We start from the raw sequence: 12,410 nt of genomic DNA on the forward strand, positions 1-12,410 counted from the left end.
TTTAGCTGGCGGCCACCTGCAATGGGGCTTCCATGCTTTCCAGATCCCAGCGCGGGCGTACGGTGAACGCACCGGCGGTGTGTCCGTCGTGGCGCAGCCGCATCGCGCCGGCATAGGCGATCATCGCGCCGTTATCGGTGCAAAATGCCAGTTCGGGAAAATATACGGTTGCGCCGATTTTCTGCACAGCCGTATTCAATGCGGCGCGCAGCTGCTGATTGGCGCCTACGCCGCCGGCGACGACCAGACGCTTGCAGCGTGCGGCCTTGAGTGCCGCCAGCGATTTGCTGCTGAGCACGTCGGTCATTGCCAGCTGGAATGCGGCGGCGATGTCGGCATGATCGGCTGGGTCGGGATGTTTCTGGCTGAGCGTGAGCACGGCTGTTTTCAGGCCGCTGAAACTGAAATTCAAATCCCCCGAATGCAGCATCGGACGCGGTAACCTGAAGCGCGTCGCATCGCCGCTTTGCGCCAGTTTCGATAATGCGGCGCCGCCCGGGTAGGGTAATCCCAGCAATTGCGCAGTCTTGTCGAAGGCCTCGCCGGCGGCGTCGTCCAGCGTGTCGCCCAGCGTGGCGTACTGGCCTACGCCGGTGACATGCATCAGTTGCGTGTGGCCGCCGGATACCAGCAAGGCGATGAACGGGTAATCGGGCGGATCGGCCGATAATAACGGTGACAGCAGATGGCCTTCCAGATGGTGGACGCCGAGCACCGGGATGTCGAGCGCGACGCCGAGCGCGTGGGCGATGCCGGTGCCGACCAATAGTGCGCCGGCGAGGCCGGGGCCTTCGGTATAAGCGATGGCGTTGATGTCGCTTAACTGGCGCTGCGCTTCAGCCAGCACCTGGCGGGTAAGCGGCAGGACGCGGCGGATATGGTCGCGCGAGGCAAGTTCGGGAACGACGCCGCCGTATTCTGCATGCATGGCGATCTGGGTGTGCAGGGTGTGCGCGAGCAGGCCGAGATGGGTATCGTAGAGCGCGATGCCGGTTTCGTCGCAGGAGGATTCGATGCCTAGCACTAACATGTTAAAAAATTAAGATAGAATGGATGTGGCACGATAATTGTCATCAATTTGTCATTTTGCTGTCATAACATACCTGACTATTATAATTGAATCCAAAGAGGTTATTCATGGCCGCGACAATTTTGTTGGTGGAAGATGAATCGGGCATTCAGGAGCTGGTAAGGTTTAATCTGACGCAGGCCGGACATGCCGTCATGTGCGCGGATTCTGCCGAGCAGGCCTTGACGCTGGTGCGCGAGGCATTACCCGATCTGGTATTGCTGGACTGGATGTTGCCAGGCATGAGCGGCATCGAGCTGGCGCGCATGTTCCGGGCGGATACGCGCATGAAGAATGTGCCGATTATCATGCTCACTGCGCGTGGCGACGAGCGCGACAAGGTGCTGGGCCTGGAAACCGGTGCTGACGATTACATTACCAAGCCGTTCTCACCGCGCGAATTGACGGCGCGGATCAAGGCGGTATTGCGCCGCCGTGCTCCGCAGATGACCGAAGACCGCGTCGAGATCCGCGGCCTGAGTCTGGATCCGGTCAGTCATCGCGTCATGGGTAACAATGTGCCGCTGGAACTGGGCCCGACCGAGTTTCGTCTGCTGCATTTCATGATGACACACCCCGAGCGGGTCTATTCGCGCGCGCAACTGCTCGATCACGTGTGGGGCGATCATGTCTTCGTCGAGGAACGTACCGTGGATGTGCATATTCGGCGTCTGCGTCTGGCGCTGGAAGTCTCCGGTCATGAAAATCTGATTGATACCGTGCGCGGCGCGGGCTATCGGCTGTCGGCACAGGTATAATTCATCACCTCGCCTGTGCGGAAATGCGGAGAACGATTTGATTGATTTCTGGTGGCGGCCATTGCTGGTTTTTTGCGCCCTGATTGCCGTTGCGCTTAGCGCAGCCTTGTTCTGGGGTTTGATGGTTGCCATGCTGGTGTTTATTGCTGGTTTGCTGTTCTATCTGGGTTATCACTTGCGGCAAATGGCTGCCTTCGCTGCGTGGCTGCAGCACGGCGAGCGCGCGCGGATACCGACTGCCAGCGGTGCCTGGGACGAGATTTTCTACGGTCTGGACCGGCTGATGCGGCGGCAGAAGCGCAGCACCTCCAAGCTGTCCGCGGTACTTGAGCGTTTCGAACATGCTGCCCAGGCGATTCCCGACGGCATCGTGATGCTGAGTGACGCCGATCAGATCGACTGGTTCAACCCGGCGGCGAGCCGCCACTTCGGGCTGGATGAAAATACCGACCGCGGGCAGTTTATCGGGTATCTGATCCGGCAGTCCGCATTCCACGAATATTTAAGCGGCGACGATTACCGCGAGCCATTGATCATGAAGTCGCCTGCCAATCGCGAAATGAGTTTGTCGGTGCAGATGGTGCCGTTTGGCGACAAGCAGAAAATGCTGATTTCACGCGATATTACCCAGTTCGAAATGGTGGAGGCGATGCGGCGCGATTTTGTGGCGAACGTTTCCCACGAGCTGCGTACGCCGTTGACGGTCGTCGGCGGTTTTCTCGAGACTTTTCTCGATATGGGCAGTATTCCGCCCGAGGATTTCCATAAATATTGCGACCTGATGCAGCAGCAAACCGAGCGCATGCGCCGTCTGGTTGACGATCTGCTGACCCTGTCACGTCTGGAAAGTCCGCAAAACAGGCTGGTGGAGGCGCGGGTGGATATGGTGAGCCTGGTGCAGTCTCTGTATCAGGATGCGCAGAGCCTGAGCGCGGGGCGTCACCAGATCAGTCTGGTCAGTGAAAGCAGCGACGCGCTGCTGGGCAATGCCGACGAGCTGACCAGCGCATTGGGTAATCTGGTCAGTAATGCCGTACGCTACACGCCTGAAGGCGGCACGGTTGTGCTGCGCTGGGGCTGGCGCGGCGAGGCCTTGTGTTTCAGTGTGCAAGACAGCGGCGAAGGTATCGAAGCCCAACATATACCGCGTCTGACCGAGCGCTTTTACCGAGTCGATCGCGGCCGCTCGCGCGAAACCGGTGGCACCGGGCTGGGTTTGGCGATCGTCAAGCATGTGCTCACCCGCCATCAGGGGCGTCTGGTGATCGAAAGCAAGGTTGGACAGGGCAGCTGTTTCAGTGCGTGTTTTCCGCTATCGCGGGTGGTGAAGTCTGCGGATTGATTGATTTGCCGCTGATGTGGCGTCAGGACAGGCGCTGCGCCAGAGCGGCCTTAAGGATGCCGGCAATCAGATTGTTATCGGTGCTGACGCTGCTCTCGCGTCGTGCTTCGCCCCAAATCGGATTGGGGAAATGTTTGTCATTCCTGAAGCGCGGGATGACATGCCAGTGCAGGTGCGGAACGACATTGCCGAGGCTGGCGAGATTGATTTTTTCCGGTTTGAGGGTGTCGCGCAAGGCAGCTTCGACGGCGAATACGACGCGCATCAGGCGGTTTTGCTGAACTGCGGTCAAGTCGCTCATTTCCTTGATATGTTCATGCCAGATCACCCGGCAGAATCCGGGGTAGTCGCGATCATCTACCAGTATTGCCCGGCAGAATGCATCCTGCCACAGCAGTTCTCCTCCGGTTGTTTCACATAATTCGCAGCTGGTCATGACAGGCTCTCAGTTGGTGTCGCAGCGTCGTCTGTCGGTCAGGGCCTGAGCCAGGGTGCCGGAGTCGATATGTTCCAGTTCGCCGCCCACCGGCACGCCGCGTGCAATGCGGCTGACTGCGATACCGCGTGCGCGCAGCAGTTCGGTGATGGCATGGGCAGTGGCTTCGCCTTCCATGGTGAAATTGGTGGCGAGGATCACTTCCTGCACGAGGCCGTTGCCGGCGCGCTGGATCAGGCGATCGAGGTGGATTTCACGCGGGCCGATGCCGTCCAATGGGGACAGGCGTCCCATCAGGACAAAATACAGCCCGTTGTAGCTTTGCGTTTGTTCCATCATCAGCAAGTCGGTCGGCATTTCGACTATGGCCAGCTGGCTGGCGTCGCGCGTAGTCGCTGAACATAGCGGGCAAATCGGCGTTTCGCTGAAATCGTTGCACATTTCGCAATGCGTGAGTTGGGTCAGAGCTTGCTCGATGGCATGCCCCAGTTTGAGCGCGCCCTGCCGGTCGCGTTGCAGCAGGTGATATGCCATGCGTTGCGCGGATTTCGGGCCGATGCCTGGCAATACGCGTAACGCGGCGATGAGTTCGGCAAGACGGGTGGGGGATTTCACTGAGTGGAACTTGGGCGGCTTAGAACGGTAGCTTGAAGCCCGGAGGCAGATTCAGTCCGGCGGTGAAGCCGCTCATTTTTTCCTGGGTCGTCGCTTCGGCTTTGCGTACCGCATCGTTCATGGCGGCAGCGATCAGGTCTTCGAGCATTTCCTTGTCGTCGCTGAGCAGGCTGGGGTCGATGGTGACGCGACGCACATCGTTGCGGCAGGTCATCAATACCTTGACCATGCCTGCGCCGGACACGCCTTCCACTTCCACTTCGGCAAGCTTGTCCTGCATCTTCTTCATATTTTCCTGCATTTGCTGGGCTTGTTTCATCATGTTGCCCAAACCACCTTTTAGCATGGCGCTACTCCTTGTTAGTTTGCTGATTGATCTACTGGTTGAATGGAGACGATGCGCGCATCAAGCTGATTGATCGCGTCGCGGACGAACGGGTCGTCCTGAATAATGCTTTCCGCTTCGGCCTGGCGGGCGGCGCGGGCATCGTTCTGCTGCTTGATCGGCGTATTCGCAATTTCTTCGGTGAGGCTGATTTCAAGCCGGATCGGGCGGCCGAAATGGCTGCCTAACGATTCGCGCAGCTTGTCCTGATAGGACTTGTCGGTCAGGTGCTTGTGCTCGACAGGTACAAGCAGCCGCATGGTATCCGCTGCGAATTGCTGCAGTTCGCACTGCAATGCCAGCATGCGGGCTTGTCCGCCGAGCTTGAGCTGGCCGACCAATTCGGCCCAGTCGCCATTGAAAACGGGAGCTGGCGCCGTCGTTTGGGCGACATGGTGTTCAGCTATTGCGGGGGCAGGCGTTTCAGCAGGTGTGGCTGCTGCAGCCTCTGGCGCTGCGGCAGGGGATGCTTGTGGTGCTTGTGGTGCTTGTGTGCGTTGCGCTGCAGGTACAGGTGCAGGTGCAGGTGCAGGTGCAGGTGCAGGTGCAGGTTGCGGCAGGTTGACATTGCCGGTTTGTGGCAGGAAAGCCAGCATGCGCAGCAAGGTCATGCTGAAGCCGGCAAATTCGTCAGGCGCCAGGCCGAGATCGCGGCGACCCAGCAGGCATATCTGGTAATAAAGCTGAACGGTTTGCGCGTCGAGCCGTGCTGCCAGATCAATGATCGTGTCGCGGTCCGGCGTGTCATCGGCCAGTGCGGCGGGTACGATTTGGGCCAGCGCGATTTGTTGCAATAATGCCGCCAGATTCTGTAACGCGGCGTTGAAATCGATACTGCGTACTGCCATTTGTTCGGCTTCGTTCAGCAAGGTTGCGCCGTCGTTGGCGATGAGCGCGAACAGCAGATTAAACAGGTAGCGCTGATCAATGGCGCCGAGCATGCCGTGTACGGTGTCGGTCAATACTTCGCCGCTGCCGTAGGCGATAGCCTGATCCAGCAATGACAGCGCGTCGCGCATGCTGCCTTGCGCGGCACGGGCGATCAGCTGCAGTGCGGCGGGCTGTGAGGGTATGCCTTCGAGCTCCAGTACTTTGGTCAGGTGTTCGCGCACCAGTTCCGGCGGCATCTGCTTGAGATTGAACTGCAGGCAGCGCGACAGCACGGTGATGGGGATTTTCTGCGGATCGGTCGTGGCGAGGATGAATTTGACGTGTTCGGGCGGTTCTTCCAGCGTTTTCAGCATGGAGTTGAACGCTGCTTTGGAAAGCATGTGCACTTCGTCGATGATGTAGACCTTGAAACGTCCGACGGTCGGTGCGTATTGCGCGTTATCCAGCACCTCGCGCATGTTGTCGATGCCGGTATTGGACGCCGCGTCCAGTTCCAGCAAGTCAACAAAGCGCCCGGCGTCGATTTGCGTGCAGGCGGAACATACGCCGCAGGGGGTGGCGGTAATGCCGGTCTCGCAGTTGAGCGCCTTGGCCAGAATTCGCGCTACCGTGGTCTTGCCGACACCGCGTGTACCGGTAAACAGGTACGCGTGATGCAGGCGGTTTTGGGTCAGCGCATTGCTCAGCGCACGCACTACGTGCGCCTGTCCGGCAAGTTCTGCAAAGGTTCGGGGGCGCCATTTACGCGCTAATACTTGATAAGCCATGCGGGTATTTTAACAGAAGCGTTTATTATTGGATGATCAAAAACGTTCGCTCAGCAATATGCTTGGAAAAAATACCATTAAGGGTTATAATTTATGTTTTTCCTCCCCTCTTTTGGAGTTTAGATTTCATGCCTAGTGTTCGTGTTAAGGAAAATGAGCCGTTTGAAGTAGCGATGCGTCGTTTCAAGCGTACTGTTGAAAAGACCGGTCTGTTGACCGAGTTGCGTGCTCGCGAGTTTTATGAAAAGCCGACTGCAGAGCGCAAGCGCAAGCTGGCAGCCGCAGTAAAGCGTCACTACAAACGCATTCGTAGTCAAACTCTTCCTCCGAAAATGTATTGATCTGCATTTTTCATGAGTCTGAAAGCCCGAATCACTGAAGATATGAAATCTGCCATGCGCGCCAAGGAAACGGCGCGTCTTGGAGCGATTCGACTATTATTGGCGGCAATCAAGCAACGTGAAGTCGATGAGCGCATCGAGCTGGATGATGCGCAGATAGTTGCTGCGATTGACAAGATGCTCAAGCAGCGGCGGGATTCCATTGCGCAGTTCGAAGCTGCGGGCAGGCAGGAATTGGCTGATATCGAGCATTTCGAAATCAGCGTATTGCAAGCCTATATGCCTGAAGCGGCAAGCGACGAAGAAATTGACGCCCTGATCGCAAAAGCGATGGTTGATACCGGCGCTGCCGGCGTCAAGGATATGGGCAAGGTCATGGCGGCAGTGAAGCCGGAATTGGCTGGTCGTGCCGATATGGCGCAAGTGTCAACACGGATTAAGGCCAGGTTAGTCGGCTGATTTTGCGTGCTGTTCAGTACGTAATTAAAGATTTCCGCTAAAAGGTTTTCGTTATATGATCCCGCAGGATTTTATTCAAAGCCTGTTAAGTCGCGTTGATATCGTTGATGTGATAGATCATCGCGTCCCGCTGAAAAAGGCTGGTGCGAATTATCAGGCCTGCTGTCCGTTCCATAACGAAAAAACCCCTTCATTTACAGTTTCACCTACCAAGCAGTTCTACCATTGTTTTGGTTGCGGTGCGCATGGCACGGCAATCGGCTTTTTGATGGAATATGCCGGATTGAGTTATGTCGATGCGATCAAGGCATTGGCAGATCAGACGGGTATGGTGGTGCCGGAAACAGCAGCGCCCAATCCGCAACGTACGCAGCAGACAGCCAGTCTGCTTGAAGTCATGCAGGGAGCGGAGCTGTATTATCGTCAGCAGCTCAAGGCTTCGGCAACGGCCATCGCTTATCTGAAAAAACGCGGGCTGACCGGCGAAATAGCGGCCAGATTCGGCTTGGGTTACGCGCCGAACGGATGGCAGAATCTGGAAGCGGTATTCGAGCAGTATGCCAATCCGGTATTGCAGGAAGCGGGCCTGGTGGTGGTTAACGATGCCGGGCAGCGCTATGACCGCTTTCGCGACCGGGTGATGTTTCCGATTATTAACCAGAAGGGTGACGTGATCGGTTTCGGCGGCCGCGTGCTGGATGGCGGCGAACCCAAATATCTGAATTCCCCGGAAACACCCTTGTTCCAGAAGGGCAGTGAACTTTACGGGTTGTTTCAGGCGCGACGCGCGATTCGCGATGCAGGCCGGGTGATTGTGGTCGAAGGTTACATGGATGTGGTAGCGCTGGCGCAGCACGGGGTGGAATACGCTGTGGCGACGCTGGGTACTGCGACTACGGCGACGCATATCCAGAAGTTGCTGCGGCATACCGATGAAGTGATTTTCTGTTTCGATGGCGACAGTGCCGGGCAACGGGCCGCATGGCGGGCGCTGGAACACAGCCTGGCTATCGTGACTGACAGTAGCCGCCTGGGGTTCCTGTTTTTACCGGAATCGCATGATCCTGACAGTTATGTGCGTGAGTTTGGGCGGGCAGGGTTTGAGGAATTTCAGGCCCGGTCGGTGGTGCCGCTGTCCGTTTACTTGTTCAAGCAGATTGCACAGCAGCATGATTTGATGACGGATGAGGGCAAAAGTGCTTTTTTGAAAGCGCTGCAGCCGCTGATCGTGCAAGTGACGGCACCCAGTCTGGCGCTGATGTTACGTAAGCGCGCGGCTGAGTTGGTGCAAATCGAGATGGCGGAACTAACCGGATTGTGGAATCTCAAACCGGCGCGTACTGCCTTCGCGTCACCCGCACGAGCAAAACGTCCGGCACCTGCATCAATAAGTCGACAGCTGCTGCGGATGGTGCTGTTTAATCCGGCTCTGGCGCAGCAAATGAGCGAGGAATTGCTCACGCAAAACGATAGCGATACGCAAACATTGCGCGAAGTACTTGTAATTCTGCGTCAGCATCCCCATCTGGATACGGCGATGCTGATAGAACAAGGGCGGCATCAGGCCCATGCTGCCACTATTCAGCAGTGTGGCGCTGAAATCATGGACTGGGACGCCGAATTCGATGTGGCGCCGGAGTTCAATCTGGCACTGGATCAATTGCGTGCGACAGGCAAGCAATCGCGCATGCAGATTCTGGCACAAAAATCGCTTCGGGATTTGACCGAAGCGGAAAAAAAAGAATTACAGCAATTACGCTAGTCAGGTAATCGTTCGGGGTGAAGATTTAGCTGGAATGATGCGCTGGCTGGTATAATTATCACATTTTTAAGCAGTACTCATTGGATACATTTTTATTATGGCGATCGATCAAGACAAGAATGATGTTAAACAAACCGACGCGGAATTACGCCGTGCCCGTCTCAAAAATCTGATTGTACTTGGTAAAGAGCGTGGTTACCTGACTTACGCGGAAATCAACGATCACTTGCCTGACGATATGCTCGATGCCGAGCAAATCGAGGGCGTGATCAGCATGATCAACGACATGGGTATCCAGGTCTATGATGAAGCGCCCGATGCTGAAGCGCTGCTCATGTCGGATGCGACGCCTGCGGTCGCCGATGAGGATGTGGTTGCTGAAGCCGAAGCTGCATTATCGACCGTGGATTCCGAGTTTGGTCGTACTACCGATCCTGTGCGCATGTACATGCGCGAAATGGGTACGGTTGAATTGCTGACGCGCGAAGGTGAAATTGAAATCGCCAAGCGTATCGAAGACGGCTTGAAGCATATGGTGCAGGCGATTTCCGCATGCCCGATCACGATTGACCAGATTCTGACTCTGGTGGACAAGGTTGAACGCGACGAAATCCGGATTGACGAATTCGTGGACGGTATCGTCGCCAGCGAAGCGGAACTTGAAGCCGCAGCGGCGGCCGCAGCAGCAGTAGTACCATCCCCGGAAGAAGAGACTGCTGAAGGTGAAATTGATGAAGAAGAGGTTGACGACGACGCCGACGGCAGTGCCATGGCAGCAGCCAATCTGGCGCAGTTGAAAGCCGATGCGATGGAACGTTTTGAGTTGCTGCGCAAACTGGTCAAGCGCATGCAAGCGGCACAGAAGAAATATGGTTACGCCAGCAAGCAATACAATGAATTGCAAACGGAAGTGTCCAATGTGTTGCTGGAAATCCGCTTTTCTGCCAAACAGGTCGAGGCTTTGTGCAATATCATCCGCGGTCTGGTAGAAACGGTGCGTTCGCATGAACGCGACATCATGGAAGTGGCCGTCAAGAAATCCGGCATGCCGCGCGAACACTTCATCAAAGTGTTCCCGAACAATGAAACCAATCTGGAATGGGTCAACGAACAGGCTGCGGTCAAAAAGCCTTATGCAGAAGGTCTGATCCGCCATCAGTACACCATCATCGAGCGCCAGAACGGCCTGATTGCGTTGCAGGACAAGATCGGCATTCCTATCCAGGACCTGAAAGAAATCAATCGTCAGATGACCACTGGCGAAGGCCGCACCTTGCGCGCCAAGCGTGAAATGATCGAAGCCAACCTGCGGCTGGTGATCTCCATTGCGAAGAAATACACCAATCGTGGTTTGCAATTCCTTGATCTGATTCAGGAAGGCAATATCGGCCTGATGAAGGCGGTGGACAAATTCGAATATCGTCGCGGCTATAAATTCTCGACTTACGCCACCTGGTGGATACGTCAGGCGATCACGCGTTCGATCGCCGACCAGGCACGCACCATTCGTATCCCTGTGCACATGATCGAGACCATCAACAAGATGAATCGTATCGCACGGCAGATATTGCAGGAAACCGGGCAGGAGCCGGATCCGGCCGTGCTCGCCGAAAAGATGGAAATGCCGGAAGAAAAAATCCGCAAGATTCTCAAGATATCCAAAGAGCCGATTTCGATGGAAACGCCGATCGGCGATGACGAAGATTCGCATCTGGGCGATTTCATCGAGGATACCTCGACTCTGGCACCGATGGATGCTGCTATTTATGACAGTCTGCAAGATGTCACCAAGGAAATCCTGGATGGCCTGACCCAGCGCGAAGCCAAAGTGTTGCGCATGCGTTTCGGTATCGAAATGAATACCGACCATACTCTGGAAGAAGTCGGCAAGCAGTTCGACGTCACTCGTGAGCGTATTCGTCAGATCGAAGCCAAGGCGTTGCGTAAATTACGCCATCCTTCGCGATCGGATCGGCTCAAGAGCTTTATCGACAATAGCGGTCAATAAGTTCCATTTGCAGGCTAGCAAGACAGGCCTGAAACTGGTATAGTTTCGGGCCTTCGGGTCTGTAGCTCAGTTGGTTAGAGCAGAGGACTCATAATCCTTTGGTCCACGGTTCAAGTCCGTGCAGACCCACCAGTAAAATTAACGGCCAAGAGCTCAATGCCCTTGGCCGTTTTTCTATTGCGGTGTGGGTTAGCGTTTGATTTGGCACTAATTTTCGCATTCCGCACCAACCTCATGATTAAACGTGGATGTTATTTGATTTTAGTGCTAAATAGCCCGTAAATGGCCTGTTGTAACTATTTGATTTTACGGATTGACATTTTCACGGTTGTGCCAAATTAAACGCAAATTCACAATGGGAAATATATTGATCCAAATCATGCCGCATTTGCCTGTGGGGTTTCATGAGATTAAATGCGATATTCGGTTACGAAGCACTTATTTGGTTTTGCGTATCTTGGTTATAAACCAGATAGGCATGGTTCAAATCAGGATTTCTGCGCTCGCCACAAAATACGGATTAAGCAAATCAGCTTTACCGTATCGCAGTGGTTCACCATCCAGCTGATAAACATGACCGCCTGCGGACTCTACAATGGCTTGTGCTGCAGCTGTATCCCACTCGCAGGTTGGTCCCAGGCGCGGGTAGCAATCGGCCGCGCCTTCTGCTACGCGGCAAAGCTTCAACGAACTGCCTGCCTGCATGAATTCATGCGGACCCAGCTTTTTGATAAAGGCGGCGGTGTCAGCGTTCATGTGGCTTTTGCTGGCGACTATGCGTAATGGTCGCTGACGGTCTGGCTGGCTGACATGGATAGATTCTATTGTGCCATTGCAGCTACGAAACACACCGATCCCGATGCCGCCCCAATACGTCAGATCCAGTGCAGGCGCGCCAACTGCACCGAACACTGCTGTGCCATCCTTGATCAGGGCAATGTTGACGGTAAATTCGTCGTTGTGGGCCAGGAATTCCTTGGTTCCATCCAGCGGGTCAATCAGCCAGAATATACCTTGCGCTTGTCTATGGACCAGCGAATCGGCATCTTCTTCGGATACTACGGGAATGTCCGGGGTAAGGCGGGTGAGGCCCTCAGCGATGATGTGGTGTGCAATCAAATCAGCCTGGGTTAGCGGGCTGTCATCCTCTTTGGTGCCAACAACCATACTGCTCATGCCATCCTCTGCGAGCCTGGTATAGATTTCCATGATGCTCAGGCCTGCTGCCCGGACAATGGCCAATACAGGCTCAACTAAAGTAGTCGTTGATATGAATTGTCGCATTTTGTATTTTTGATATATTTTTGTAATTGTTATATTGTATAGCAATATTTTTTAAGATAATTATTTGTTATTTGCATATTGCGACATGGGGATGCATGGCGACAACCGAACTCTTTGGACTGGATAAACCCCAAGCATGGGATACAGAGCTCGCATTTCAGCGTCTGAACCAGCTTGGCCAGGCAGAAACCAAACGCACGGCTGAACGCCGTTTGCATGAGCTGGCTATTTTTCCAATAGAGCTTAAGGCGACTGGTGTGCGCGATGAGTTGGGGCGAACACCCACTCCCTCC

The 12,410-nt window shown here is 55.1% G+C and carries 12 protein-coding genes and 1 tRNA gene; 7 read left to right on the forward strand and 6 right to left on the reverse strand.

Features of this window, described 5'->3' with window-relative positions; translation table 11 throughout:
* Window position 1: 1 nt before the first annotated feature.
* Window positions 2–1,030 carry a tRNA (adenosine(37)-N6)-threonylcarbamoyltransferase complex transferase subunit TsaD gene (gene tsaD, locus CAP31_RS04380; RefSeq protein WP_087446422.1) on the reverse strand — a complete coding sequence of 343 codons (1,029 nt, stop codon included), beginning with the start codon at window positions 1,028–1,030 and terminating at the stop codon, window positions 2–4.
* Window positions 1,031–1,137: 107 nt separating this feature from the next.
* On the opposite strand from tsaD, the gene phoB reads away from it, so the two are divergent.
* Both phoB and phoR read left to right on the forward strand, forming a co-directional pair.
* Complete coding sequence (gene phoB, locus CAP31_RS04385) at window positions 1,138–1,827, forward strand: phosphate regulon transcriptional regulator PhoB (RefSeq protein WP_087446423.1); 690 nt, start codon at window positions 1,138–1,140, stop codon at window positions 1,825–1,827.
* Window positions 1,828–1,864: 37 nt separating this feature from the next.
* On the forward strand, window positions 1,865–3,169 hold the full coding sequence (phoR, locus tag CAP31_RS04390; RefSeq protein WP_087446424.1) for a phosphate regulon sensor histidine kinase PhoR: 1,305 nt from the start codon (window positions 1,865–1,867) through the stop codon (window positions 3,167–3,169).
* Window positions 3,170–3,191: 22 nt separating this feature from the next.
* Here phoR and CAP31_RS04395 read toward each other — a convergent pair whose 3' ends face one another.
* Genes CAP31_RS04395 through dnaX form a run of 4 tightly spaced genes read right to left on the reverse strand, consistent with a single transcriptional unit; the run spans window position 3,192 to window position 6,263 of the window.
* Window positions 3,192–3,605 carry an HIT family protein gene (locus CAP31_RS04395; protein WP_087446425.1) on the reverse strand — a complete coding sequence of 138 codons (414 nt, stop codon included), beginning with the start codon at window positions 3,603–3,605 and terminating at the stop codon, window positions 3,192–3,194.
* 9 nt (window positions 3,606–3,614) lie between these two features.
* A complete protein-coding gene (gene recR, locus CAP31_RS04400) occupies window positions 3,615–4,220 on the reverse strand; it encodes a recombination mediator RecR (RefSeq protein ID WP_087446426.1) in 606 nt (201 codons plus the stop codon).
* Window positions 4,221–4,239: 19 nt separating this feature from the next.
* Window positions 4,240–4,566 carry a YbaB/EbfC family nucleoid-associated protein gene (locus CAP31_RS04405; protein WP_087446427.1) on the reverse strand — a complete coding sequence of 109 codons (327 nt, stop codon included), beginning with the start codon at window positions 4,564–4,566 and terminating at the stop codon, window positions 4,240–4,242.
* Window positions 4,567–4,580: 14 nt separating this feature from the next.
* Window positions 4,581–6,263: a DNA polymerase III subunit gamma/tau gene (gene dnaX / locus CAP31_RS04410; protein WP_087446428.1), complete on the reverse strand. Its 1,683-nt coding sequence runs from the start codon at window positions 6,261–6,263 to the stop codon at window positions 4,581–4,583.
* A gap of 128 nt (window positions 6,264–6,391) precedes the next feature.
* On the opposite strand from dnaX, the gene rpsU reads away from it, so the two are divergent.
* The 5 genes from rpsU (at window position 6,392) to CAP31_RS04435 (ending at window position 10,965) form a co-directional block, all read left to right on the forward strand.
* On the forward strand, window positions 6,392–6,604 hold the full coding sequence (rpsU, locus tag CAP31_RS04415) for a 30S ribosomal protein S21 (protein WP_087446429.1): 213 nt from the start codon (window positions 6,392–6,394) through the stop codon (window positions 6,602–6,604).
* A gap of 12 nt (window positions 6,605–6,616) precedes the next feature.
* On the forward strand, window positions 6,617–7,063 hold the full coding sequence (locus CAP31_RS04420) for a GatB/YqeY domain-containing protein (protein ID WP_087446430.1): 447 nt from the start codon (window positions 6,617–6,619) through the stop codon (window positions 7,061–7,063).
* Window positions 7,064–7,118: 55 nt separating this feature from the next.
* A complete protein-coding gene (gene dnaG, locus CAP31_RS04425; protein WP_087446431.1) occupies window positions 7,119–8,825 on the forward strand; it encodes a DNA primase in 1,707 nt (568 codons plus the stop codon).
* A gap of 97 nt (window positions 8,826–8,922) precedes the next feature.
* Entirely contained in the window at window positions 8,923–10,833 is a 1,911-nt protein-coding gene (gene rpoD, locus CAP31_RS04430; RefSeq protein ID WP_087446432.1) for an RNA polymerase sigma factor RpoD, read from the forward strand.
* Window positions 10,834–10,888: 55 nt separating this feature from the next.
* Window positions 10,889–10,965: transfer RNA gene (locus CAP31_RS04435), tRNA-Ile, on the forward strand.
* 351 nt (window positions 10,966–11,316) lie between these two features.
* Here CAP31_RS04435 and cysQ read toward each other — a convergent pair.
* A complete protein-coding gene (cysQ, locus tag CAP31_RS04440; protein WP_087446433.1) occupies window positions 11,317–12,117 on the reverse strand; it encodes a 3'(2'),5'-bisphosphate nucleotidase CysQ in 801 nt (266 codons plus the stop codon).
* Window positions 12,118–12,410 lie beyond the last annotated feature (293 nt).

Origin of the sequence: Sulfuriferula sp. AH1 (assembly GCF_002162035.1) — a bacterium.
Lineage (GTDB): Bacteria > Pseudomonadota > Gammaproteobacteria > Burkholderiales > Sulfuriferulaceae > Sulfuriferula.